The 23752-nt window shown below is 75.0% G+C and carries 21 protein-coding genes and 1 riboswitch; of the genes, 9 read left to right on the top strand and 12 right to left on the bottom strand.

What is annotated here, in order from left to right:
• Positions 1 to 285: 285 nt before the first annotated feature.
• Both ACGFS9_RS04150 and ACGFS9_RS04145 read left to right on the top strand, forming a co-directional pair.
• Positions 286 to 2301 (top strand): FAD-dependent oxidoreductase, encoded by a 2016-nt coding sequence (locus tag ACGFS9_RS04150; protein WP_393250667.1) that lies wholly within the window; start codon positions 286 to 288, stop codon positions 2299 to 2301.
• A gap of 98 nt (positions 2302 to 2399) precedes the next feature.
• Complete coding sequence (locus tag ACGFS9_RS04145) at positions 2400 to 2942, top strand: PadR family transcriptional regulator (RefSeq protein ID WP_393250665.1); 543 nt, start codon at positions 2400 to 2402, stop codon at positions 2940 to 2942.
• Between the two features lie 85 nt (positions 2943 to 3027).
• Here ACGFS9_RS04145 and ACGFS9_RS04140 read toward each other — a convergent pair whose 3' ends face one another.
• Positions 3028 to 3573 (bottom strand): hypothetical protein, encoded by a 546-nt coding sequence (locus ACGFS9_RS04140; protein ID WP_393250663.1) that lies wholly within the window; start codon positions 3571 to 3573, stop codon positions 3028 to 3030.
• Positions 3574 to 3785: 212 nt separating this feature from the next.
• Positions 3786 to 4769, bottom strand: a complete 984-nt coding sequence (locus ACGFS9_RS04135) for a fibronectin type III domain-containing protein (RefSeq protein WP_393250661.1) — start codon at positions 4767 to 4769, stop codon at positions 3786 to 3788.
• A 371-nt stretch (positions 4770 to 5140) separates the two neighbouring features.
• Between ACGFS9_RS04135 and ACGFS9_RS04130 the strand changes: the two genes are divergently transcribed.
• On the top strand, positions 5141 to 5878 hold the full coding sequence (locus ACGFS9_RS04130; protein ID WP_393250659.1) for a glycoside hydrolase family 75 protein: 738 nt from the start codon (positions 5141 to 5143) through the stop codon (positions 5876 to 5878).
• A gap of 629 nt (positions 5879 to 6507) precedes the next feature.
• Here the strand turns inward: ACGFS9_RS04130 and ACGFS9_RS04125 are convergent.
• The 5 genes from ACGFS9_RS04125 to ACGFS9_RS04105 form a co-directional block, all read right to left on the bottom strand.
• Positions 6508 to 6942, bottom strand: coding sequence for a PTS-dependent dihydroxyacetone kinase phosphotransferase subunit DhaM (locus tag ACGFS9_RS04125; RefSeq protein WP_393250657.1), 435 nt, complete (start codon positions 6940 to 6942; stop codon positions 6508 to 6510).
• On the bottom strand, positions 6935 to 7534 hold the full coding sequence (dhaL, locus tag ACGFS9_RS04120) for a dihydroxyacetone kinase subunit DhaL (protein ID WP_393250655.1): 600 nt from the start codon (positions 7532 to 7534) through the stop codon (positions 6935 to 6937). The genes ACGFS9_RS04125 and dhaL overlap by 8 nt, the downstream gene beginning before the upstream one ends.
• Positions 7535 to 7676: 142 nt before the next feature.
• Positions 7677 to 8669 carry a dihydroxyacetone kinase subunit DhaK gene (dhaK, locus tag ACGFS9_RS04115; protein WP_393250653.1) on the bottom strand — a complete coding sequence of 331 codons (993 nt, stop codon included), beginning with the start codon at positions 8667 to 8669 and terminating at the stop codon, positions 7677 to 7679.
• A gap of 432 nt (positions 8670 to 9101) precedes the next feature.
• Complete coding sequence (locus ACGFS9_RS04110; protein ID WP_393250651.1) at positions 9102 to 10283, bottom strand: acyl-CoA dehydrogenase family protein; 1182 nt, start codon at positions 10281 to 10283, stop codon at positions 9102 to 9104.
• A gap of 303 nt (positions 10284 to 10586) precedes the next feature.
• Positions 10587 to 11159 (bottom strand): TetR/AcrR family transcriptional regulator, encoded by a 573-nt coding sequence (locus ACGFS9_RS04105; RefSeq protein ID WP_393250649.1) that lies wholly within the window; start codon positions 11157 to 11159, stop codon positions 10587 to 10589.
• Between the two features lie 225 nt (positions 11160 to 11384).
• Between ACGFS9_RS04105 and iolB the strand changes: the two genes are divergently transcribed.
• Complete coding sequence (gene iolB, locus ACGFS9_RS04100; RefSeq protein ID WP_393250647.1) at positions 11385 to 12269, top strand: 5-deoxy-glucuronate isomerase; 885 nt, start codon at positions 11385 to 11387, stop codon at positions 12267 to 12269.
• A 92-nt stretch (positions 12270 to 12361) separates the two neighbouring features.
• Here the strand turns inward: iolB and ACGFS9_RS04095 are convergent, their stop codons facing one another.
• Positions 12362 to 13591, bottom strand: a complete 1230-nt coding sequence (locus ACGFS9_RS04095; RefSeq protein ID WP_393250645.1) for an MAB_1171c family putative transporter — start codon at positions 13589 to 13591, stop codon at positions 12362 to 12364.
• A gap of 458 nt (positions 13592 to 14049) precedes the next feature.
• Here ACGFS9_RS04095 and ACGFS9_RS04090 point away from each other — a divergent pair, with 458 nt between their 5' ends.
• Positions 14050 to 15447 (top strand): FAD-dependent oxidoreductase, encoded by a 1398-nt coding sequence (locus ACGFS9_RS04090; RefSeq protein ID WP_393250643.1) that lies wholly within the window; start codon positions 14050 to 14052, stop codon positions 15445 to 15447.
• A 352-nt stretch (positions 15448 to 15799) separates the two neighbouring features.
• On the opposite strand, the gene ACGFS9_RS04085 is transcribed toward ACGFS9_RS04090, so the two are convergent.
• Positions 15800 to 16225: an SsgA family sporulation/cell division regulator gene (locus ACGFS9_RS04085; RefSeq protein ID WP_393250641.1), complete on the bottom strand. Its 426-nt coding sequence runs from the start codon at positions 16223 to 16225 to the stop codon at positions 15800 to 15802.
• A 1017-nt stretch (positions 16226 to 17242) separates the two neighbouring features.
• The gene (locus ACGFS9_RS04080; RefSeq protein ID WP_393250639.1) at positions 17243 to 17806 is read right to left on the bottom strand and encodes a PadR family transcriptional regulator; all 564 of its coding nucleotides are present in this window, start codon (positions 17804 to 17806) and stop codon (positions 17243 to 17245) included.
• A gap of 81 nt (positions 17807 to 17887) precedes the next feature.
• On the opposite strand from ACGFS9_RS04080, the gene ACGFS9_RS04075 reads away from it, so the two are divergent.
• Positions 17888 to 18280 carry a nuclear transport factor 2 family protein gene (locus ACGFS9_RS04075; protein WP_393250637.1) on the top strand — a complete coding sequence of 131 codons (393 nt, stop codon included), beginning with the start codon at positions 17888 to 17890 and terminating at the stop codon, positions 18278 to 18280.
• A 51-nt stretch (positions 18281 to 18331) separates the two neighbouring features.
• Complete coding sequence (locus tag ACGFS9_RS04070) at positions 18332 to 18703, top strand: four-helix bundle copper-binding protein (RefSeq protein WP_393250635.1); 372 nt, start codon at positions 18332 to 18334, stop codon at positions 18701 to 18703.
• A gap of 21 nt (positions 18704 to 18724) precedes the next feature.
• On the opposite strand, the gene ACGFS9_RS04065 is transcribed toward ACGFS9_RS04070, so the two are convergent.
• Both ACGFS9_RS04065 and ACGFS9_RS04060 read right to left on the bottom strand, forming a co-directional pair.
• Positions 18725 to 19309 (bottom strand): histidine phosphatase family protein, encoded by a 585-nt coding sequence (locus tag ACGFS9_RS04065; RefSeq protein ID WP_393250633.1) that lies wholly within the window; start codon positions 19307 to 19309, stop codon positions 18725 to 18727.
• 132 nt (positions 19310 to 19441) lie between these two features.
• Complete coding sequence (locus ACGFS9_RS04060) at positions 19442 to 19810, bottom strand: ArsR/SmtB family transcription factor (protein ID WP_393250631.1); 369 nt, start codon at positions 19808 to 19810, stop codon at positions 19442 to 19444.
• A gap of 81 nt (positions 19811 to 19891) precedes the next feature.
• Positions 19892 to 20096, top strand: a riboswitch (cobalamin riboswitch).
• 27 nt (positions 20097 to 20123) lie between these two features.
• Between ACGFS9_RS04060 and ACGFS9_RS04055 the strand changes: the two genes are divergently transcribed.
• Together ACGFS9_RS04055 and ACGFS9_RS04050 are read left to right on the top strand one after the other, a co-directional pair.
• The gene (locus tag ACGFS9_RS04055) at positions 20124 to 21218 is read left to right on the top strand and encodes a HoxN/HupN/NixA family nickel/cobalt transporter (RefSeq protein ID WP_393250629.1); all 1095 of its coding nucleotides are present in this window, start codon (positions 20124 to 20126) and stop codon (positions 21216 to 21218) included.
• Between the two features lie 237 nt (positions 21219 to 21455).
• Complete coding sequence (locus tag ACGFS9_RS04050) at positions 21456 to 23738, top strand: tetratricopeptide repeat protein (protein WP_393250627.1); 2283 nt, start codon at positions 21456 to 21458, stop codon at positions 23736 to 23738.
• The last annotated feature ends 14 nt before the right edge of the window (positions 23739 to 23752 follow it).

The raw sequence follows: 23752 nt of genomic DNA, 5'->3' as shown, positions 1-23752 counted from the left end.
GCCGCGGACGCGCAGCGGCCCCCTCGGCCCGCCATCCGTTCCCCTGTCCCGGGCCGGGCGGGGCCCGGTCCGGGACGGTCCCGCAGCGGGCGGGCCCTTCGTCGGCACCGGTGAAGGCCCGCCCGCCTCCCGGCACCGCCCCGGGGGCGGTGCCGCCGGTCGAGACCGTCGCCCACTCCCGCCCGGTCGCCGCCGAACGCGTGACGCTCCTCATTGTGCAACTAGTTGCACAATGGCGCCCGCCTCGTCTACAACAGACGTACGACACCGCGCACGGAGGGCCCGATGAGCCGTTACCCGCACCTGCTGAAGCCGCTGGACCTGGGCTTCACCACCCTGCCCAACCGCGTGCTCATGGGCTCCATGCACGTGGGTCTGGAGGAGGCCGAGCGCGGCTTCGAGCGCATGGCGGAGTTCTACGCCGCCCGCGCGCGCGGCGGTGTCGGCCTGATCGTCACCGGGGGCATCGCCCCCAACGACGCGGGGCGCCCCTACGAGGGCGGCGCCAAGCTGACCACCGAGGCCGAGGCAGACCAGCACGCCGGCGTCACCGCCGCGGTCCACCGCGAGGGCGGCAGGATCGCGCTCCAGATCCTCCACTTCGGCCGCTACGCCTACCACCGGGACCTCGTCGCGCCGAGCCCCCTCCAGGCGCCGATCAGCCCCTTCCCGCCCCGCGAACTGACCGACGCGGAGATCGAGCGGACCATCGACGACTACGTCCGGGCCGCCCGGCTCGCCCGCCGCGCGGGATACGACGGTGTCGAGATCATGGGCTCCGAGGGCTACCTGATCAACGAGTTCATCGCCCTCCAGACCAACCGCCGCGAGGACCGCTGGGGCGGCTCGTACGAGAACCGGATCCGCTTCCCCGTCGAGATCGTCCGCCGCGTGCGCGAGGCCGTCGGCGAGGACTTCATCATCATCTACCGCCTGTCGATGCTCGACCTGGTGCCCGGCGGTTCCACGCTCGACGAGGTCGTCACGCTCGCCCGCGCCGTCGAGGCCGCCGGGGCGACGATCATCAACACCGGGGTCGGCTGGCACGAGGCCCGCATCCCCACCATCGCGACCTCGGTGCCGCGCGGCGCGTACGCCTGGGTGACCCGGAAGGTCATGGGCTCGGTCTCGATCCCGCTCGTCACCACCAACCGCATCAACACCCCCGAGATCGCGGAGCGGTTGCTCGCCGACGGGTACGCCGACATGGTGTCGCTGGCCCGGCCGATGCTCGCCGACCCCGACTTCGTCGCCAAGGCGGCGGAGGGGCGTCCCGAGGCCATCAACACCTGCATCGGCTGCAACCAGGCGTGCCTCGACCACACCTTCAGCGGCAAGATCACCTCGTGCCTGGTCAACCCGCGCGCCTGCCACGAGACCGAGCTGGTGCTCACGCCGACCCGGCGCCGCAAGCGGGTCGCCGTGGTCGGGGCCGGCCCCGCGGGGCTGGCCTGCGCCGTGAGCGCCGCCGAGCGCGGCCACGCCGTGACCCTCTTCGACGCGGCGGCCGAGATCGGCGGCCAGCTCAACGTCGCCCGCAAGGTCCCCGGCAAGCAGGAGTTCGACGAGACCATCCGCTACTTCCGCCACCAGCTCGAAGCGCACGGCGTGGAGGTCCGGTTGAACACCTCCGCGACCGCGGACGGCCTGGAGGGGTTCGAGGAGGTCGTCGTCGCCACCGGCGTCCGTCCGCGCGTCCCCGAGATCCCGGGCGTCGACCACCCGAGCGTCGTCGGCTACCTCGACGTGCTGCGCGACGGGGCTCCCGTCGGCGACCGCGTCGCCATCCTCGGTGCGGGCGGCATCGGGTTCGACGTCGCCGAGTTCCTCACCGACGGCGGCGACAAGGCGAGCGAGGACCCGGCGGTGTACTTCCGGGGCTGGGGCGTGGACATGGACTACCGGGCCGCCGGAGGTCTCACGGCACCCGAGCGGCCGGCCCCGCCGCGCACCGTCCACCTCCTGCAGCGCAAGACCGGCAAGGTCGGGGCGGGACTGGGCAAGACCACCGGATGGATCCACCGCACCGAACTGAAGCACCGGGGCGTCACCACGGTCCCGGGCGTCCGGTACGACCGCATCGACGACGCCGGGCTCCACGTCACCGTCGACGGCGTAAGCCAGGTGCTGGAGGTCGACACCATCGTGCTGTGCACCGGCCAGGAGCCGCGCCGCGACCTCTACGAGGAGCTGCGCGCCACGGGCCGCGGCGTGCACCTCATCGGCGGCGCCGACGTGGCCGCGGAGCTGGACGCGAAGCGTGCCATCCAGCAGGGCACCGAACTCGCGGCCGCCCTCTGAGGCGTCCCGCGGCCAAGGCCCGGGGGAGGGGCGGTGGGCGGCCGGACCGTACGGGCCGCGTGCCGTCCGGCCCGGCCGGCTCTCCCTAGGATGACCCCATGTCACTCCCGCACGCGATCCTCACCGCCCTGCTCGAGAAGCCCTCGTCGGGTCTCGGGCTCACCCGGCGGTTCGACAAGTCGATCGGCTACTTCTGGTCGGCGACGCATCAGCAGATCTACCGGGAGCTGGGCAAGCTGGAGGCCGAGGGCTACATCCGGGAACTGCCCGCCGAACAGCCCGCCCGCGGCCAGAAGAAGAACTACGAGGTGCTGCCCGCGGGACGTTCGGAGCTGGCCCGCTGGACCGCAGCGGCGCAGGACCCCCGGCCGCTGCGGGACACGATGCTGCTGCGGCTGCGGGCCGCCGCCGTCGTCGGCACCGAGGGGCTGGAAGCGGACCTGCGGCGCCATCTCGCGCTGCACCAGGCTCAGCTGGCCGAGTACGAGGAGATCCAGGAGCGGGACTTCCCGCCCGGCAGGGACACTCCCGAGGACCGGTTGCGCCACCTCGTGCTGCGGGCGGGGATCGACCTGGAGACCTTCTGGACCCGCTGGCTGGCCCAGGCCGCCGAGGAGGTCGGCCGGCTGGACCGGACCTGACCGGGCGGCCGCCCGGGCCCCGGGTCCGCCCGAGGCCGCTCGGGCCGCCGGCCGGCGCCGGTCCGCGGATCGCCCGCGCCGTCGGTCAGAGGCGGTGGGGCTTGGAGCGGCGGCGCAGGAACCAGACCGCCGCCACCGTTCCCGTCACGACCAGCGCCGCTCCGCCGGCGACGGTGGCGGTGCCGTAGTCCTTCACGGCCCCGCCGACGCCGCCCATGACGCCGCGTGAGGGCGAGGCCGAGGCGGTCGCCGAGATCGTGGGCGTCGACGGGGCCGAGACGATGATCGACTGGGTGCCCGCCGTGGTGCCGTCACCGCACACCACGATGACCGTGTACGTTCCGGCGCCCACGCCGGTCCAGGACGCCGACTGACTGCTGCTGGTGCCCGTGAGCGGCATCTGGCGGCCCTGGGCGAAGTTCGCCTGGCCGCTGGAGAGCAGCGAGGCGTTGCCGAAGCTGCTGCCGTTGCTCGGGCAGGCACTGGTGGTGACCGAGACCGAGGTGCCGCTGGTGCTCACCGAGATCCCGGAACCCCATGCCTGGGCCGACGGCGCGGCCAGCGTGAGCGGAAGCGCGACGACGGCGGCCGTGGTCAGGCCCGAGCGGAGAAGTGTCCGAGTGGTACGCATAGGAACTGCCCTCCAGCGGCACGGTTGGCGGTACTTCCCATGCGCCGCCGAGAATCGGAAGGCCCGTGCTGCCTCGGCACGAGCAAAGGCGCCCCGGGCCCGGCCCGCACGCGGACGGGGACCGGGCAGGTGACGGGTACGGCCGTCCGGCGGACCCGCGGCGCGTTTCCGGGCCGCCGACCGCGGGCGGGGCGCCGGCCCCGCGGCGGGGGTCACGACCCGGTCGTCACCGAACGCTCCGGGGAGAACCCTCCCCACGTTCCGTCGGGCAGCTTCGCCCGGATGCGCACCCGGTGCGTCACGCCGGGGTCCCGGCCGACGTAGAAGCTGTGGGTGGCCGTGCCGCGGGGCGGAGTGCCGCCCCAGACCAGGGAGGTGGCGGCGCGCCCGTCGAGGTCGATCCCGTACTCGGTGATCACGCCGTCCACCTTCGGCGGGACCCAGGACAGGTCGACGTAGTAGGCCCCGTCCGCCCGGTGGGTCGCGGCCCGGAAGGCGGTCGGCGCGGTGCCCCGTCCGTCGTCGGAGCCCGGGGCGGTGCTCAGACGGACGGGCTCGCCCGGCGCAGAGAGGTTGTCCGCCGCGTCGCGGGCACGCACGGTGAAGGAGTAGGCCGTGCCCGGCCGCAGGCCCGTGACCACGGTCGCCGTCTGCCCGCCGCCGACGCTGTGGATCTTGGAGGTGCCCTGGTAGACGTCGTACGACGCGACGCCGACCGCGTCCGTGGACCGGGTCCACGAGAGCTGGACGGCCCGGCTGCCGACCGCCCTGCCGTGCGGGCTGCCAGGGCGGGTGGGCGGTGTCGTGTCGGCCGCGACCGCGGCCGGTGTGGTGGCCCGCACCCGTCTGCTCGGCGGTCCCGGTGCTCCGGCGGCGCTGCGCGCCCGGACCGTGAAGACGTAGGCGGTCGACGGCGCGAGGCGGGTGACGTCCACCATGTGCTCCGTGCCGGGCACCTGCGCGACCTTGGTGGTGCCGCGGTAGACCTCGTACCCGGCCACCGGCGGATCGGCGGCGGCCAGATTCCACATGACGTGGACGCTGGTCGCGCTGCCCGCCGCCGCGGTCACGCCCTGCGGGGCGGCGGGCGGCCGTCCGCTCCGCTCCGCCGGCGAAGCGCCCAGGGCGCAGGAGGGGACGACGAGCAGGATGCCGCACACGAGCACGCGCAGGACGGTGGGGGGAACGTCTCGCACCGGGTCGCCTTCCCTCGGCGGGATTGGTCTGTACCTATAAGACACGGCCGGCGCGGCCACATCAAGAGGGCGAACGGGGTGGTGACCGCGATGCCCCGGAGGTCCGTATGCTGATCCTCCGCGCGGCGTGAACTCGCCCCGATCGCAGGGGAGTTCCCGCTCGCGGCGCGGACCGCTGTCGTCGCTGATCCCGCGCCGGCGCGTGCGGCCGAGGGGCCGGAGCCGAGGACGGCCCCGGCCCCTCGGTCGCGCGACGCCCGACCGGCGGCGGCCGCTCGCGGCCGGACCGCACCCGACGTCCGGGTGTCTCGCCTGGCCCCCCTCCGGTGGACGTGTCGTCAGGAGCCCACCACATTGGGGCAGGTGACGTCGTGTTCCCCAGGAGAGGGTCTCCCATCGTGCGCCTCCAGTCGCTGACGCTGGTCGTGGCCGCCGCCGCCCTGCTCGCCCCCGCTCCCGCGCCGCGGCCCCCGGTTCCGGTCATCGGCCACCCGGGCGGACGGGCCGCGGCGGCCGTACCGGCGGGTGCCGTGCGGGCCGCCGACCTGCTGGCGAGGGCGCGCGACTGCGCCCCCGTCTCGAAGGGGCGCTACCGCTCCGACGACGGCACGCCCGCCGGCATCCCGGTGTGCGGCACCCGCGACGCCGTCTACTGGACCGCCGACATGGACATCGACTGCGACGGCAGGCCGGGCCCGCGGTGCAACGGCCGCACCGACCCGCTGTTCTCCGACGCCACCGCCTTCGCGCAGTCCGACGGCCGAGCCCTCGGTGCCGAGACCCTTCCGTACATCGTCGTCCCGGCCCCCAGCGACGTCTGGAACCACCGGGACCACGGTGTCGGAGCCGGGTCGGTGGCCGCCGTGGTCTACCGCGACCGCGTCGCGTACGCCGTCGTCGGCGACACCGGCCCGAGCGACATCATCGGCGAGGCCTCCTACGCCACGGCCGAGGCGCTCGGCATCCGCCCCGACCCGCGCGGCGGCGGCACCCCCTCGGGGGTCACCTACATCGTCTTCCGCCACTCCCGGGTCTCACCGATCGAGGACCACGCCGCGGCCGTGGCGGCGGGGGAGCGGCTCGCCCGGAGGTTCGCCCGCGAGCGGTGACCGGTCCGCGGCGTCCCCACGGGTTCCCGAGATCCCCGCGGCGCGGCGGTCGGTGGGCCGCGGCCCACCCGACGCCCCCGGACAGGGGCGCTCCGCCGGTGTTGCACGGGGGCGGAGGCGGCCCGACGCGCACGCCCACGACAAGGTCGAACCCGCGTTCGCGCGCGCTCGCCTGTGTCGGACCTCGCTCCGCGATCCGGGCGGCCGTGCTCGGCGCGGCGCTGCACAGGACGGCCCCGCCCGACGCCCCGCGCGGCGAGGCCGGGGCGGAGGCCGCACTCGCCGGGACGACCTCCACGCGTCGGTCGGGCTCCGCGGTCGCGGCGGACGGCGCTCCTCGCGCGGCGCCGGGCCCGCCCGCTGCCGGCGCCCGCGTCCGCCGGGTCGCGGCCGGGGCGAGCGGGCCCCGCGGGCGGCCGGCGGAGGCCCGGGTGACGGCGACCGCGGTCCGCCCGCGCTCCCCGCGGGTCGGGCCCGCGCCCCTGGCGAGCCGGGCGGACGGATCGCAAGGGGTGCGGTAGGAACGCGCCCGGGCGCCCGGGCGCACGACGTCCCGGGGGCCGGCGGCACGCTGTCCGCCGGGCCGGCGCGCCCGGGCACGTTCCCGGCCGCGCCTGTCCCGCGGCGCCTCACTCCTTGCGGTAGTCGTATGCCTCGGCCGCCGCGGCCTGGACGGCGTCGAGGTCGCCGCCCGCCGAGGCGGTGACCACCGCCGCCACCGCCCCCTCGACGAACGGGGCGTCCACCAGGCGGCTGCCGTCCGGCAGTTCGTCGCCCTCGGCGATCAGCGCCTTGACCGTCAGCACGGCACTGCCGAGGTCGGTGAGCACGGCCACGCCGGCTCCGCCGTCCACGGACGCGGCCGCCGCGGCGATGAGCTCCGAACTGGTGCCCAGACCCCCGTCCGTCGTGCCTCCCGCCGCGGCGACGGGAGCGGTCGTGCCGCCTCCCGCCAGGCCCGTCGCCAGTTCGGCGACGGACGACGCGACCGCGGCGCTGTGCGAGACCAGCACGATCCCCACGAGCTTCGGGGCGTTCCCGGTGCCCTGCGTGGTGTCACTCACCGCCGGCCTCCACGAGTGCCGCGATCAGCAGCGCCGAGGACGTCGCCCCGGGGTCCTGGTGCCCGATGCTGCGCTCGCCCAGATAGCTGGCCCGGCCCTTGCGGGCCTGGAGCGGGGTCGTCGCCACCGCGCCCTCCTCCGCGGCCGTCTTCGCGGCCTCGAAGGACTCCCCGAGCGCGTCGACGGCGGGCACCAGGGCGTCGATCATCGTCTTGTCGCCGGGTGCGGCTCCGCCCAGCGCCATCACCGCGTCGACGCCCGCGCGCAGCGCGTCGGTGAGCTGCTCCCGGCCGACCACGCCCGCGTCCCCGAGGGCCTTGCCGGTCCGGCGCAGCAGGGTGCCGTACAGCGGCCCGGAGGCGCCGCCCACCGTCGAGATGAGCTGCCGTCCGGACAGCGTGAGGACGGCACCGGGCGTGTCCGGTGCCTCCTTCTCCAGGGCGGCCGTCACGGCGGTGAACCCGCGCTGGAGGTTGGTGCCGTGGTCGGCGTCGCCGATCGGCGAGTCCAGGTCGGTGAGCCGCTGTGCCTCGCGGTTCACGGACGCGGCGGTCGCCGTCATCCAACGGCGGAAGAATTCGGCGTCGAGCACGGAATCTCCTTGCGTGGTGGGAAAGATGACGCGCCGTCACCTGGTGGAACGGCCTCCTGGGGCGCCCGGCGTCCCGCTGCCCGGGTGCCCGCCCGGCGGCGGCGCGGGGAGCGGACGGCCGCCTGCCCCCGTGCCGCCGGGTTCACACACCCCACCGCAGGCCGGGTGTCCTGACCGGTGCGTCCCACAGGCGCAGCAGTTCCTCGTCCACCTGGCAGAGGGTGACCGAGGCTCCGGCCATGTCCAGCGAGGTGACGTAGTTGCCGACCAGTGTGCGGGCGACCGGTACGCCCCGCTCGGTGAGCACCCGCTGAACCTCCGCGTTGAACCCGTACAGCTCCAGCAGCGGGGTGGCGCCCATGCCGTTCACCAGCACCAGGACGGGGTTGCGCGGAGTGAGGTCCTCCAGGATCGCCTGCACCGAGAAGTCGGCGATCTCGCGCGAGGTCATCATGGCGCGCCGCTCGCGGCCGGGCTCGCCGTGGATGCCGACGCCCAGTTCGAGCTCCCCGGAGGGCAGGTCGAAGGTCGGGGTGCCCTTGGCGGGTGTGGTGCACGCGCTGAGGGCGACACCGAAACTGCGGGAGTTCTCGTTGACCTGGGTGGCCAGTGCCTGGACGCGGTCCAGGGGCGCGCCCGCCTCCGCCGCGGCGCCCGCGATCTTCTCGACGAACAGGGTCGCGCCGGTGCCCCGGCGGCCGGCCGTGTACAGGCTGTCGGTGACCGCCACGTCGTCGTTCACGAGGACCTTGGCGACCTGGATGCCCTCGTCCTCGGCCAGTTCGGCGGCCATGTCGAAGTTCAGGACGTCGCCGGTGTAGTTCTTCACGATGAACAGCACACCCGCGCCGCTGTTCACGGCGGCCGCCGCGCGCAGCATCTGGTCCGGTACCGGTGAGGTGAAGACCTCGCCGGGGCAGGCCGCGGACAGCATGCCGGGCCCCACGAACCCTCCGTGCAGCGGCTCGTGCCCGGAACCGCCGCCGGAGACCAGGCCCACCTTGCCCGCGACGGGGGCGTCCCGGCGTACGACCACGCGGTTCTCGACGTCCACCGTCAGGTCGGGGTGCGCGGCCGCCATGCCCCGCAGCGCGTCCGCCACCACCGTCTCCGCCACGTTGATGAGCATCTTCATGGGAACCTCCTGGTGAGAAGAGTCGCTGGGCTCCTTGTCCCATAATGCCCACGTTCGGGTCGGTTCCGTCGGTCGGGCGGCCCGGACGGGGCCCGCTCGCGGCGGCGGGGGCCGGAGGGAACCGGCCCGGCGGCCCGGGAGCACGCCGGCCGGGCCGGGTGTCCCGGCCCGGCCGGCGGATCGGCGCGGCGAGGAGCTCACCCTGGGAAGTATCGGCGCTCGGGCGGCGATGGTCACGGGTGCGGACGGGTTCCGCCGGGCCGGTGCGCCCCCCCGCGCGGTATCGGCGCCCGCCCCGCGCGGTCGCGTGGGCGGGCGCGGGCTTCGGGGGCGCCCCTCCCGCGTCGGTGCCGGTCCGGCCGCTTGTGCGCCGGCCGGCGGCCCGGGGCCGGGCCGGTGACCGGCGGTCCGGCCCCGGTGCCGGCGGTCAGGTCACGTCGTCGCGTTGCGCACCTGGAGGGTGCCGCGCTCGCTCTCCCGCAGCCCGCGGCCGATGATCAGCCGCTGGATCTGGTTGGTGCCCTCGAAGATCTGCATCACCTTGGCCTCGCGCATGTAGCGCTCGACCGGGAAGTCGCGGGTGTACCCGGCGCCGCCCAGCACCTGGACCGCGTCGGTGGTGACCTTCATGGCGTTGTCGGTCGCGATGAGCTTGGCGATGGAGGCCTCGGTCTGGAAGGGCAGTCCCTCGTCCTTCAGGCGCGCCGCCGCCAGCGTGGTGGCCCGGGACGCCTGCACCGCCGCGGCCATGTCGGCGAGCACGAACGCCAGGCCCTGGTGCTCGATGATGGGCCGGCCGAAGGTCTCCCGCTCCCGCGAGTAGCGCAGCGCGTGGTCCAGCGCGCCCTGCGACAGCCCGGTGGCCACGGCGGCGATGCCGAGGCGCCCGCAGTCCAGGCCCGCGAAGGCGATCCGGAGTCCTTCGCCCTCCTCGCCGAGCCGCCGGCCGACCGGGACCCGGGCGTCCTCGAAGCGCACGGTGGCGGTGGCGGAGCCGGTCAGGCCCATCTTCTGCTCCGGCGGGTCGGCCACCACGCCCGGCGTGTCGGCGGGCACGAGGAAGCAGGAGATGGCGTGCGAACCGGAGTCCGAGGTGCGCGCCATGACCGTGTAGAAGTCGGCGTGTCCGCCGTGCGTGGTCCATGCCTTCGCGCCGTTCAGGACGTAGGCGTCGCCGTCCCGGACGGCTCGGGTGCGCATCGCCGCAGGGTCGGAGCCGGCGTGTGCCTCGGACAGGCAGTAGGCGCCGAGCAGCTCGCCGCCGAGCATGTCGGGCAGCCACTCCTTCTTCTGGTCCTCGGTGCCGAAGGACGCCAGTGCGTAGCAGGACAGCGCGTGCACCGAGACGCCGACCGCGACGCTCGCCCACACGGCGGCGATCTCCTCCAGGACCTGGAGGTAGACCTCGTAGGGCTGGTCGCCGCCGCCGTGCTCCTCGGGGTAGGGCAGGCTGAGCAGCCCGGCCCGGCCGAGGGTGCGGAAGACGTCGCGGGGGAAGCGTCCCTCGGCCTCCGCCGCGGCGACGCGCGGAGCGAGCTCCTTCTCGGCCAGCTCGCGCGTCAGGGCGATCAGGTCGACGGCTTCCGGTGCGGGGAGCGTGCGGGTCGCGGGCATGGAAGTCCTCGGGGGTGCGGTGGAAAGTGATACGCCAGACGATACAAGAGTATCGTTTTTGGTACCGCGCGGCCATGGCGTGCCGATCCCGCGCGTCGTCGCGGGTCGCAGACGTCCCGGCGACAGCCGGGCGGGACGGAGGTCCGTGGACGGCGCCGGGGGCAGGCGGGCGGGAAGGACGGCGCGCGAGGGCGGCGTGAGAGTCGGCCGCCGGACGGCGGGTGCCCGGGGGCCGGGGGAGGGGCGGGCCGGAGCCCGCGGACGGGCGGCGTTCCCACCGCTCCCGGCGGGGCGCCCCGTGCGTCAGGGGGAGACGGCGTGGACGATCAGCGACGCCAGCTCGGCGTAGGCCTCCGCGTCGCTCAGCCCGGTGCGCGCGGCCACCTCTCCGCGCTGGATCTCCTGCATCGTGGCGGCGACGACCTCGCCGACGAAGGCGGCGTGCACGTCACGGAACGCGCCCGCCGCCACTCCGTCCGCGATGAGCTGCCTGATCCTCGCCGCGGCGAGCCGGGTGTTGGCCTCGTACACCTCGCGCGCCGGTTCGAAGGCGGCCATGTCGTCGAGGAACTGCCGGGACAGCGGCCGCAGCTGCTGCGCGACCGCGTTCAGGTAGACGACCACGCGCTCGGGGGGCGCGGAGGTGTCGGCGACCCGCTTCTCCACCGACTGGGCGGCCTCCCGGAAGTAGTGCTTCACCGCCTCGCGCACCAATTCCTGCTTGCTGCCTGCCAGTTGGTACAGGGTGGTCTTCGAGCAGCGCAGCCGTTCGGTCAGCTCGTCCAAGGTGAAGGCGGCGAACCCCTCCGCCACGAGCAGCGCGACGAGCCGTTCGAGCAGGTCGGTCTGGCGCGCGGTGCGGCGGGTGGACGGCATGATCTCAGCGTATCCGCTCCGTCCCGGCGGCAACCGTCGCCCCGCCTCCTCCCGCCGCACGTCGGAAGCGCCGGGCACCGGTCCGCGGCGCCGACTCGGGAACGCTGAGCACGGACCCGGGAAACCGGGTACGGGTACCTCCGGTACCGGATACGCCGCACCGGGTGCTCCGCACCCGCTCCGCGACCGCCGCGGACGTCCCCGGCCCAGGACAGGAGCCGCCCGATGACCGCCACGCACCACCTGCCCGCCGGCACGTCCGGTACGGACGCCTACGCCGTGGAGGTCACGCCCGCGTCGGCCGGCTGGGACCGGTCGGCCCTGCGGGTGCTGGAGCTGCCGTCCGGCGGCCGGCACTCCTTCCGCACCGGCGACGCCGAATGGATCGTCCTCCCGCTCGCCGGCGGCTGCGCCGTCGCCGTCGGCGACGAGACCTTCGAGCTGGCCGGGCGCCGGAGCGTCTTCACGGGGGTGAGCGACTTCGCCTACCTCCCCCGCGACGCGGCCGTCACGCTCACCTCGCCCGCCGGGGGCCGGTTCGCGCTGACCGGCGCCCGCTGCGAGCACCGGCTGCCCGCGCGGCACGTCCCGGCGTCCGCGGTGCCGGTCGAACTGCGCGGCACCGGCACGTGCTCACGGCAGGTCAACAACTTCGCCGCGGCGCACGTCTTCGACTGCGACCGGCTCATCGCCGTCGAGGTGATCACCCCGGGCGGCAACTGGTCCTCCTATCCGCCCCACAAGCACGACGAGCACCGGCCCGGCGAGGAGTCCGAGCTGGAGGAGATCTACTACTTCGAGTTCGCCGCGCACGAGGACACCCCGGGCTTCGGCTACCACCGCGTCGCGCCCTCCGGCCGCGGAACCGGGGCCGACGTCCTCGCCGAGGTCCGCGACGGAGACGTGGTCCTCGTCCCGGACGGCTGGCACGGCCCCTCGATGGCCGCACCGGGCCACACCATGTACTACCTCAACGTCATGGCGGGACCCGACCCCGAGCGCGCCTGGCTCATCCGCGACCACCCCGACCACGCGTGGATCCGGAGCACCTGGCCCGGACAGCCCGTCGACGCCCGGCTGCCCCTCTACACCGCTCCGGCGCGCCCCTGACACGCAGCCCGGGGCCGGCGGGTGCCCACCGGCGCGGCGCCCACGAGGCCCCGCGGCGACCGGTCACGGCCCGCCCCTGCGCCGGCGACCGGTCAGGTGCGCCCGGCGGCGGCTCGGCGCGACTGCACGGCCGCGTCCACGATCGGCGTGCGGACGGCGCGCGACAGGTCCAGCAGCGAGCGCTGCGCCGTGTCCAGCTCCCGCGGGCCCGACGGCGTCCCCCGCGGGGCCGCGGGCTTGACCGAGACGACGATGTCCATGTCGCCGATCCTGACGTTGACGGTCTCGTGGCGGCCCGACGGCGAGGTGGTCTCGGTGTACGCGGCCACGGCGACCATCGCGGCCATCCCGATGACCTCCGCGTCGGCCGCCGTCGAACCGGCGCTCAGGGCCTCCCGGTAGGCCTGGAGCCGGACCTGGTCGTCGAGGTGGCCCACGAGCCGCTTGAGCCCGTCCCGGATGGCCGTCTCGCGTGTGGTCAGGCGCAGGTCGACGTCCCCGACGGTCCGCCACGACAGCGGCGCCACGGCGCGCCGCTGCCCCGGGCCGGACAGCAGACGGAACAGGGGGCGAAGCCGGACGAACGCGACCAGGGCGTCGAGGCGCGGGCCGACCACGGGGAGGATGTAGCCCGCCGAGGTGAGGCACGCGCCGACCGCGATCAGGGGGGCGACGCTCGTGCTGAGGACGTCCCAGCGGTGGCCGAGCCAGTGCGCGGTCAGGGAGACGAACTTGACCGCGCTGTAGGCGCTGGTGAACAGCCAGCCCACGGCGAGCAGATGGAGGGAGAACCGGCTCCACCGTCCGACCTGCCGGGTGAAGCGCCAGCAGAGCACGGTCGTGGTGACGGCCGCGACCAGGTGCGCGGCCAGGTAGAGAACGATCATCTCGCGGGTGAAGGGGGTCGCCGCGTAGTAGGTGTCGAAGTCCTCGCGGCGTTCCACGGCGGTGTCGCCGAGGGCGAACAGCAGGCCCTGGGCGCACAGCACGACCGCGTAGCCGCAGAGCCACAGGCGGGAGGTGCGCCGGGCCCGCCCGGTGTCCCCGGTGCGCCACTGCACGATCAGGATGACCGAGGCCGCGCTGAACGCGGTCACCGTCGTGTACGTCAGCAGGGCGGCCAGGTTGGCCACGCCGGAGAGGCGGTTGACGGCGGCCACCGTGGGGGGCGCCCCGAGCACGAACGCGAGCCCCGACAGGAAGATGACCGCGCAGAACGTCCACTTGAGCGGGTCCCTGCGGTGGCGCCCGAGGTCGGGCAGCTGGGCCGCCAGGCCCGCCCACAGGATGCCGCCGGCGATGTAGTAGATCAGCCCGTTCACCTCGACCTCGCATGACTTCGCTGGAGCTCAGCACCACGCGTGCTCGGAATCCGGCCATGCGCACGCCGGACGGCCTCCCCGAACGGCCGCCCGTCACCCTCCGCAACTGCTCCTCCCCGGCGCACCGTTCCCCCTGTTCCTCGTGTTGAAGGGGCCTGTGGACGCCGGCCCGGACGGCCTCCGGCAGGCCCCTCGCGGGCGGAGGGGCCATGCTCTTTCGGCCTTCACATCTTTCTTCACAGAAGCCGCCTTGTCACCCGCGCAAACGACTCCGTCTCCGAACCGGGGGAGGGTTCCCCGTCCCGCCCGTGCCCGAGCCCCCTGTCCGGGCACGGACATGGCCTCGGGCACGGGGGCAACGGCGATGGACCCAGGGGCAGTTCCGGAGCACACGCCGGTCCGCCCCGGCCGGCGTGCGGGTACGGTGAGGCCCCGGTCGTCGAGCGCAGGGGAGAGGCATGTCGCGGAACGCAGTCGTCGTCGGTGGAGGTCTGGCGGGCATGCTCGCCGCCGCGGCCCTGGCGCCCCACGTCGACGGGGTCACGGTCGTCGAGCGCGACACCCTGCCGGACGGCCCGGTGCCGCGCACGGGGCTTCCGCAGAGCCGCCACGCGCACATTCTGCTGCCCAGTGGCCGCGACGCCGTCGAGGCCCTCGTGCCGGGCGGGAGGATACGCGAGCGCCTCGCGGCCGCCGGAGCCCGCGAGGCGTCCCTGACGTCCCTGCTCACCTTCGGCGGCGAGGGCTGGTTCCGCAGATGGGGTCGCGACGACCACCTGCTGACGGTGTGCAGCCGCGACCTGCTGGACTGGACGGTGCGCGAGGCCGTCCTGGACACGCCCGGACTCGTCGTGCGGGCCGGCCGGGCCGTCGCCCTGCTGGGCTCCGCGCCCCGCGTCACCGGCGTCCGGGTGCGCGACGCGGACGGCCGGGAGGAGGACCTCGCCGCGGACCTGGTCGTCGACGCGAGCGGACGGGGCTCCCGGGCCCCGCACTGGCTCGCCGAGCTGGGTGTCACCGGCGTCACCGAGTCGGTCGTCGACTCCGGCCTCGTCTACGCCAGCCGGCGCTACCGCATCCCCGAGGGCGCCGAGGACTGGCCGCTGACCCAGGTGACCGCCGACCCGTCGTCCGGGGAACCGGGCCGTTCGGCGAACCTGGTGCCCATCGAGGACAACCAGTGGCTGGTCAGCCTGGGAGGCACCCGCGGCGCCGAACCGACCGGCGACGCCGAGGACTTCGCGCCGTTCGCGCGCGGCCTGCGCCACCCCCTGGTGGGCGATCTGATCGCCGGGGCGGAGCCCCTCACCGACGTGGTGCTCACCCGCAGCACCCGCAACGGCCGCCGTCACTTCGAGACGGCCGCCGCCTGGCCGGACGGGTTCGTCGTCCTCGGCGACGCCGTCGCCACCTACAACCCGGTCTACGGGCAGGGCATGTCCGTGGCCGCCCTGGGAGCGCGGGCGCTGCAGGACGCCCTGCGCGCCTCGGACCCGGGCGCGCCGGGGTTCGCCCGGCGGGTCCAGAAGGCGTCCGCGAAGCCCGTCGAGGCCGCCTGGGCGATGAGCACCTCGCAGGACCGCTGGTTCCCCGGCGTCGAGGGGACCCCGCCCACGTTCGCCGACAAGCTCCTGACCCGGTACGCGCGGCGCATGACACGGGTGGCGACCACGTCGCACCGGGTGTCCTCGGCGATGTGCGAGGTGACCACCCTGCAGAAGGACGCGATCGGACTGGTCCACCCCTCGCTGCTGCTGGCCACGCTCGCCGGTCCGGTGCTGCCGCCCCTCGCGGGGCCGCCCCTCACACCGAAGGAGCGCGCGTTCCTGACGTCGCACACGTCGGCCAAGCGATGACCTGGTGAAGGGCCGGGCGGCGCCTCGACGGCGTATCGCCTTCGAGCCGGCGCGTGTCCGGTGGCGGGAGGAGGGGGACGGTCGCGGGGAGGCGCGTGGTCGTGGTCCGCTCGCGGTGGTCGTGGGGGCACCCGAGCGTCCCGCTCCGGCCGGGGCGTGCTCGCCGGCCGAACGGCCGGGTGCGGCCGCGGGTTCGCCACGTGTCCGAGGCCTCGCTCGGCGTCGGCCGAGCCGCGGGGACGGCATCCGTGGTGCCCGATGCGGTCGGTCCCGGGGTCCGGGGGACTGACGGCGGGGGGTCGACTACGGGGGATTCACCATCCGGGGTGCACGGGGCGGCCCGTGCGCGCGATCACTGAAGGGTCGTGGCGATCTTCCGCAGCTCGGCGTCCAGGTGCAGGAGGAAGCAGGGGTGCTGCTCCTCTCCGCCGAAGGGCACGACGAGGGCGGTGCGGTCCAGGAAGACCCGCAGGGGTTCCACGCCGCTGCGGAACAGGGCGTGATGCCCGCGCACCTGGATGCGGATCAGCACCGACTCGGGCTCGCCCGTCTCGGGGACCACCAGGACGTCCCCCTCGCCGCACGCCCGGTCCAGCCCGGCGAGCAGCAGGTCGCGCCCGAGGAACCAGGAGACGGGGTCCTGCCCGGGAAGCCGGAACATCAGCTCGACGGCCAGGGGATCGCAGCTGCGGTACTTCAGCCGGACCGGAACGCGCCAGGGAGGCTCATCCAACTCCAGGAAGTCCATCAGGACTTCGGCGTCGACGAGGCGGGACATTCGGATTCTCCTTCTCTCGTGTCGTCGGACGGTGCCGGACTCCGGCCCCGGACCGCACGGCGGCATCCCCGCGTCCGGCCCCCGGCCGTGGAACGGTCCGGCGGATCCGGTGCGGGCAGGTCACGGCCGATCCGCCGGAGGGCGCCGGCCCGGCCGGCACGCGTCACCTTCTCGTGCGCTCAACGAACAAGGGGCGCTCCCGTCACCCCGGTCGCGCGGCACGGTGGATTCGAACAGAGGGCGGCCCCGTCACCCGGGTGCCCCCCTCTCACCGGGCCCCTGATGCCGCGCTGCCCGCAGCGGCCTCGAACACCGGCCGCGCGCCCCGCGCCGGGCGGCGGCGCGGCCGGCACCACGGGGTCTCCGGCGTCCGCAGCGTGCCCCTTCGCCGAGGACGTGGCGACGACGTCCGGGGCGCGCCGCATCGCGCGGGCCGACACCATCCCGGCGCTGCCGGTCCCGGGCGTGGTCGCGGCCCACCCGGTGACGTCGGGGCGAATCGGCCCGCCGCCTGGACACCGCGCGCCGCCGGGGCCTGCTGCCCCCGTCCCACCGCCTGCGGACCGCCGGGCGAGCCGGGGGCGACCGCCGCCGCCGCGACGCGTGGCGGCGACGGTCGCCCGCGCGAGGAGCCCGACTCCTCCCCTTTCGCCGGGTCCCCGCGCATGATGTCCCCGCGGGCTCCGGCGCGGGAGGAACGCCGCCTCGGAGCACGCGGTCGCGGGGACGAAGACGGACGGTGCGCGCCCGAACGGCCGGTCTTGTGGGCACTTCTGACAGCGTGTGAGCAGTCGTCTACGCAAAGCAGAGGCCGATCGGCCCGTGCGCGGGTGCCGTTCGGCCCTCCTCGTACCCGCGCCGCCGGGACACGCCGGCCGCGGCGCGGGACAGCCCGCACCACGGGCCTTGCCGAGGCCGGCGGTGCTCCGGGGCCGGGCGGCGCGGCCGGCGTGTCCCGGGGGAGCCCCGTCGCCCGGGCGGAATCGGCCCGCCGCGCCGGGAGGCCGCCGGCGCGGCTCAGCCGGTCCGGTGGGAGCGGCGCTCCAGGACGAGCAGTGCCTGCTCCGCCCAGGTGATGTTCGCCTGCTCGAAGGCGCGTCCCCCGATCAGCGTGAGGTACGGGCCGACGCGCTCGGCGGCCGCCAGGTACTCCTCCTCGGAGCGGCCGTCGAGGAGGCGCGCACCGATCCGCTCGTAGTGCGCCAGCTTCGCCCGCGCCCCCTCCAGGCGTTCGGCGATGGCCGTGCGCACCGCTTCGCCGTCGCCTCCGTCGAGGGCGTACACCTTGACCATGAGTTCGTCGCGCAGGGCGGTGGGCCGCGCGGGGACCGCGGTGAACGCGGCCAGGGCGGCGGCGCCCGCCGTGGTCAGGGAGAACACCCGCTTGTTCGGCCGGCGTTCCTGCCGCACGAGCCGGGCCTCGATCAGCCCCTCGGACTCCATGCGGTCCAGCTCCCGGTACAGCTGCTGCGGGGTCGCCATCCAGAAGTTGGCCACCGAGGCGTCGAACCCCTTGGCCAGGTCGTACCCCGACGCCTCGCCCTCCAGGAGCGCGGCCAGAACAGCGTGTCGCAGTGCCATCCTCCAAGGCTAGACGCCTTGCACCCGGGCGACTAATCTGATGCGCACCTATTCAATTAGTTGACTATGAGGGGAGACGCGATGAACGCGTTCCGCAAGGCCGTGGAGGCGGGCGACCTCGCCGCCGTCGAGGAACTGCTCGCCCCCGACGTCGTGTTCACCAGCCCCGTCGCCTTCAAGCCCTACCCCGGCAAGCCGATCACCGCCGCCATCCTCCGCGGTGTCTGGCGCGTGTTCAGCGACTTCCGGTACGTCCGCGAGATCGCCGGAGCGGACGGCCGCGACCACGCCCTCGTCTTCACCGCCAAGGTGGGCGACAAGGAGATCAACGGCTGCGACTTCCTGCACATCGACGAGGACGGCCTGATCGACGAGTTCACCGTCATGGTGCGGCCCTTGTCGGCGGCCCAGGCCCTGTCCGCCGCCATGGGGGCGGAGTTCGAGCGGATCTCCCGCGAGGCGGCCGGAGCGTGAGACGCCACGCCCGCGCCGTTTGAACCGACTCCCGCGGGCTATCCGGTAGTTGTGACCTCCACGACATCCCGGCAGGCGCTCGTCCGCTTCCTGGAGGACCGCTTCGCCTGCGCCCAGGCGTGCAGCCGGTGCGCCCGGTCCTGCGCCCTGCGCGCCAGTCTCATGCATCCCGACGGCCCCGAGGAACAGGGCCTGGTCCGCCGCGAGGGCGTGTTGTGCGCCGAGGTCTGCGAGGCGACGGTCCAGATCCTGTCCCGGCAGACCGCACAGGACGAGCGGGAGGTGCGCGCCCAGCTGGAGTGGTGCCGCGACGTCTGCCTGCGGTGCGCGGACGTCTTCGACGGCTTCCCCGGCGCGGAGGGGTCGGCCAAGACCTGCCGCGAATGCGCGCAGGCGTGCTCCGACTTCCTCGCCGTCCTGTGACCGGGAGCGGGCCGCCCCGGCTCAGGCCGGCGCCGCCAGCGGCCGTCCCGCGCGCACGTTCCAGCGCCCCGCGCGGCCACTGAGCTCCGTCGCGCTGAGCGGTGCCACGTCGACTCGCCAGAACGCCGACTCCGGGGCCCCCAGCGCCCGGACCACCAGGGCGCGCACGACCTCCGGTTCGACCACCGCGACGACCCGGCCGTCGTGCCGGGCGGCGTCGTCCAGACACTCCGCCACCCGCGCGCAGAAGGCCCGCACCGACTCGCCGCCGTGCGGCGCCGACGCGGGATCGGCGAGCCAGCGCGCGACCGCCTCCGGCTCCGCGGCGCTCACCTCGCCGAGTGTCGCCCCCCGCCAGCGGCCCACCCGCAGGCCGGCCAGCCCGGGGACGTCGCCCGCGCCGTCGAGGCCGAGCGCCTGCGCGGTCTGGCGGCACCGCGTGGTGGGGGAGGCCCACAGCCGGTCGCCGGACGGCACCGCACCCGACTCCCGGGCCGCCCGGGCGGCCCGCAGACCGGAGGCGTCCACCGGGCCGCCGTCGTCGAAGCGCGCCTCGCGCAGCGCCGCACCGGTCGCCGCCGCCACCAGGGTCACCCTGCTCGTCATCCCCATCACTCTCCCGTGTCATGGCGTGCCGGGGCCATGCGCCCCCGACCTCGTCGGCGCCGGCGAGGGTGACGCCTGCCCCGTCCCGTGCCCACCGGCGCTCCGCCGCGCCGGGCACCGCCGGGTGGTGGGCTACTCCGTCGGCCCGTTGTCGCCGGCGCAGTGCCCGAGCAGGTCGGCGACGACCGGGTCGACGATCGCGTACCGCACCACGCGGCCCTCCTTCTCGCCCGCCACCGCGCCCGCCGTGCGCAGCAGGCGCAACGCCTGTGAAACGGCCGGATCCCTCATGCCGCAGGCCACCGCGAGATCCGAGACCGCGAGGGGGCCGGCCCGGTGCAGCGCGAGCAGCAGCGCGAGCCGCCCCGGGTCGGACAGCAGGGCGAACCGACCCGCCCAGGACCGGACATGGCCCGGCTCGCCGATCGCGGCGATGGCATCGCACACCCGGTGGCCGTCGATGGTCCGGCGGTCCGCGTGCTCGGCGGGGATCAGGTGCATGACCGGCATCCTTCCAGGCGGTCGGTTGTGATCTTGCATACCTGCGCGGCTGCGCAGCTATGCAGGAACAGTGTGCCCCGCCTACGGTGGTGCCGCCGTGGTGCTCGGGAAGACCGGTGACGGCCCTTGGAGTTCAGGGGTCCAGTCCGGAGCGGCCCTCGCCACTGTGATCGGGGAGCGTGCGTCCCAGTTGGGCACGGTCACTGTCCGCCCGCGGACGGGAAGGCCGGGACGAACGCGCACCACCCCGTAAGCCAGGAGACCGGCCACGGCATCTCACGAAGTGATCCACGAGGTGCTGGAGCGTGACCGCATGACCCTGCCCGAGATCAAGGCTGCCCCGTTCCGGTGGCGGCGCGAGGACACCGTCCGGACGGCGGGGCTGATGGGGGTGATCGTCGCCCTGCACGTCGTCGCCTTCGGCATCCTCTTCCTCCTCGTCGTCCCCGGGCACTACGAGGTCGGCTCCAAGGCGTTCGGCATCGGACTCGGCGTCACCGCCTACACCCTGGGCATGCGGCACGCCTTCGACGCGGACCACATCGCCGCCATCGACAACACCACCCGCAAGCTGATGGCCGACGGCAAGCGCCCGGTGTCGGTGGGCTTCTGGTTCGCGCTCGGGCACTCCAGCGTGGTCGTCGTCATGGCCGCGCTGGTGGCCGGCGGCGCACAACTCGCCGGCACGCTCGTCAACGACGACTCGACCACGCACCGGACGCTCGGTGCCGTCGGCACGACCGTCTCCGGCTCCTTCCTGTATGTGATCGCCGCCCTCAACCTGGTCGCCCTGCTGGGCATCCTGCGGGTGTTCCGGGCGATGCGGTCGGGAACGTTCGACGAGGCGGAACTCGAACAGCACCTGGATTCCCGCGGGTTCATGAACCGTGTGCTCGGCCGGCTCACCCGGTCCGTCAGCCGGCCCGGCCAGATGTACCCCGTCGGCTTCCTCTTCGGCCTGGGCTTCGACACGGCGACCGAGGTCACCCTGATGGTGATGGCCGGCTCCGGCGCGGCGGCGGGCCTTCCCTGGTACGCCGTCCTGTGCCTGCCGCTGCTGTTCGCGGCCGGCATGAGCCTGTTCGACACCCTGGACGGCACCTTCATGAACTTCGCCTACCAGTGGGCCTTCTCCAACCCGGTCCGCAAGGTCTTCTACAACCTGACCATCACCGGCCTGTCGATCGCCGTCGCCTTCTTCATCGGGACGATCGAACTGGTCGGCGTCCTGCACGACCGGCTGGATCTCGACGACGCGCTCACCAACCGGATCGCGGGCATCGACCTGGACAACGCGGGCTACGTCATCGTCGGCCTGTTCGTCGTCGTGTGGGCCGCGGCGCTGGCCTACTGGCGACTGGCCAGGGTGGAACAGCGGTGGGCCGCCCGCCTCGGCCAGGGCGGCTGACGTTCCAGGCGCCCGCCGCCGAGGCGGGAGCGGCGGGCCCGCCTCGGCGGCGCAGGGCCTCAGAGGCCGCCGGCCCGCCCCGCGCCCCCGGCGGGCCCCGCGCCCGCGGCGCGCCCGTCCGGCGGCCTCGGCCCCTGCTCCCGCCCGGCGCCGTACCCAGCCGGCCGACCGCTCGCCATACTGGGACGGGGCCCGGGGAGCCCCGTGGCCGAGCAGTGACGGGGGCGAACGCACGCGATGGCGCAGAGCAGACTGATCCAGGGCCGGTACCGGCTGCTGGACCGCATCGGGCGGGGCGGCATGGGCGAGGTGTGGCGGGCCCTCGACGAGTCCCTCGGGCGGAACGTGGCCGTGAAGTGCCTCAAACCGCTCGGCCCGCACCGCGACCCGTCCTTCGCCGGCGTCCTGCGGGAGCGGTTCCGCCGCGAGGCCCGCGTGGCGGCGGCGCTCCAGCACCGCGGGGTGACCGTCGTCCACGACTTCGGCGAGTCCGAGGGCGTGCTCTACCTCGTGATGGAGCTGCTGGAGGGACGCGACCTCGGTCAGGCCCTGGAGGACAACGGCCGCCGCCCCCTCGCCGTCGACGAGGTGGTCGACATCGCCGCACAGGTGACCGCCGCGCTCGACTACACCCACCGCCAGGGCATCGTGCACCGCGACCTCAAGCCCGCCAACATCATGCGGCTCACCGAAGGCACCGTGAAGATCTGCGACTTCGGCATCGCCCGCCTCGGACACGACATCGGGTTCACCTCACGCCTCACCGGCACCGGCATCGCGATGGGCACGCCGCACTACATGTCCCCGGAACAGATCGGCGGTACGGAGGTCGACCAGCGCAGCGACCTCTACTCGTTCGGCTGCGTCCTGTACGAAATAGCCACCGGAGCACCGCCGTTCGACCTGGAGGACGCCTGGTCCATCCTGGTCGGGCACCGCGACACCGAACCGGAACCGCCCCGGCGCCACCGTGCCGAACTGCCCGCCTACCTGGACCGGATCATCCTCGACCTGCTCGCCAAGGAACCCGAGAGCAGACCCCGGGACGCCCGGGAACTGGCCGACCGCCTCGACGCGGGGCGGGGCGCCCCCCGCTACGCGCCGACCGTGGCCCCCGCCGCCCCGCGCCCCGCCGCACCGGCCGGGCCCGCGCCCCTGCCGTCACCCGCCCCGGGGACGTCCTCCCGGCTGCCGTCCTGGACCGAGGGGATGACGACCGGCGTCAAGGCGACCGGAACCGCCGCGCGCGGCATCCCGCCGGACCCCTCGGCCGGGCTCACCGGCGCCTGGACCGCCCGTCCCGCCACCGCCACGGCACCGGCCCCGCCCGACCACCCCGCAGCACCGCACGCGCGGGCACTCGCCGTCCTCGCGGGCCGGCACGAGGAGGGGCTGCGCCTGGGGAGACTCGGCCGCTGGGCCGAGGCGGGCGAGACGCACCGCGCCGTCGCCGCCGAGCGCGAGCGCCTTCTCGGACCGGACCACCCCGACACGCTGGCGAGCCGCTACGAGGTGGGCTTCGCCCTCAGCCGCACCGGACAGCCCGCCGAGGCGCTCGGGGAGCACACCCGGCTCGCCGGCTCCCGCGAACGCGTCCTGGGCGCCGACCACCCGGACACCCTCGCGGCACGCCAGGAGATCGCCTACGTCCTGGGGCAGTTGGGGCGCCACTTCGAGGCCCACCAGGTGTACACGGCGGTCCTCGCGACCCGGGAGCGTGTCCTGGGCGCCGACCACCCCGACACGCTGCGCTGCCGCCACAACCTCGCCTTCAACCTCAGCCGGCTCGGCCGCCTGGAGGACGCGTACCGCATGGCGGACGAGGTCGCCGCCGGCCGGGCCCGGGTCCTCGGCCCGGCCCACCCCGACACCCTCGTCACCCGATTCGAGGTCGGCTACGCGCTGGGCCGGCTGGGGCGCTGGACCGAGGCGCTGGAGACCTACCGGGAGGTCGCGCAGAGCAGGGCGCGGGCGCTCGGCGCCGACCACCCCGACACCCTGGCCGCACGCCACGAGGTCGGCATCAGCCTGGGCCGGCTCGGCCGCAGCGCGCAGGCACTGGAGCTGTACCGGGCGCTCGTCGAGGACCGCACCCGCGCCCACGGCCCCGCGCATCCGGAGACGCTGCGCGCCCGGCACGGCCTCGGGGTGAACCTGGGCCGGCTGGCCCGCTGGGACGAGGCGCTCGCGGAGTCCCGTGACGTCTGCGCCCTCCGCGAGCGCGTCCTGGGCGCGGACCACCCCGACACCCTCGTCAGCCGCCGCGAGGTCGCCGTCGGCCTCGGCTGGCTCGGCCGCTGGGACGAGGCGCTGACCGAGTACCGGAGCGTCGCCGCGGCGCGCGAGCAGATCCTGGGCGCCGGCCACCCCGACACGCTGGCCAGCCGCAACGACGAGGCGCACTGCCTCGAACAGCTGGGCCTGCGGGAGGAGGCCGCGGAACTGTACCGGGGCGTGGCTGTGCTGCGGCAGCAGGCGGCGGCCACAGAGCGCTGGGACGGAGTCGCGGTGCGGCCGTGAGCGCCCGCGCCCGC

Origin of the sequence: Streptomyces sp. NPDC048566 (assembly GCF_043199735.1) — a bacterium.
GTDB lineage: Bacteria > Actinomycetota > Actinomycetes > Streptomycetales > Streptomycetaceae > Streptomyces.
Note: the sequence above shows the minus strand (reverse complement) of the source record. Positions and strands in the feature narration are given on the sequence as shown.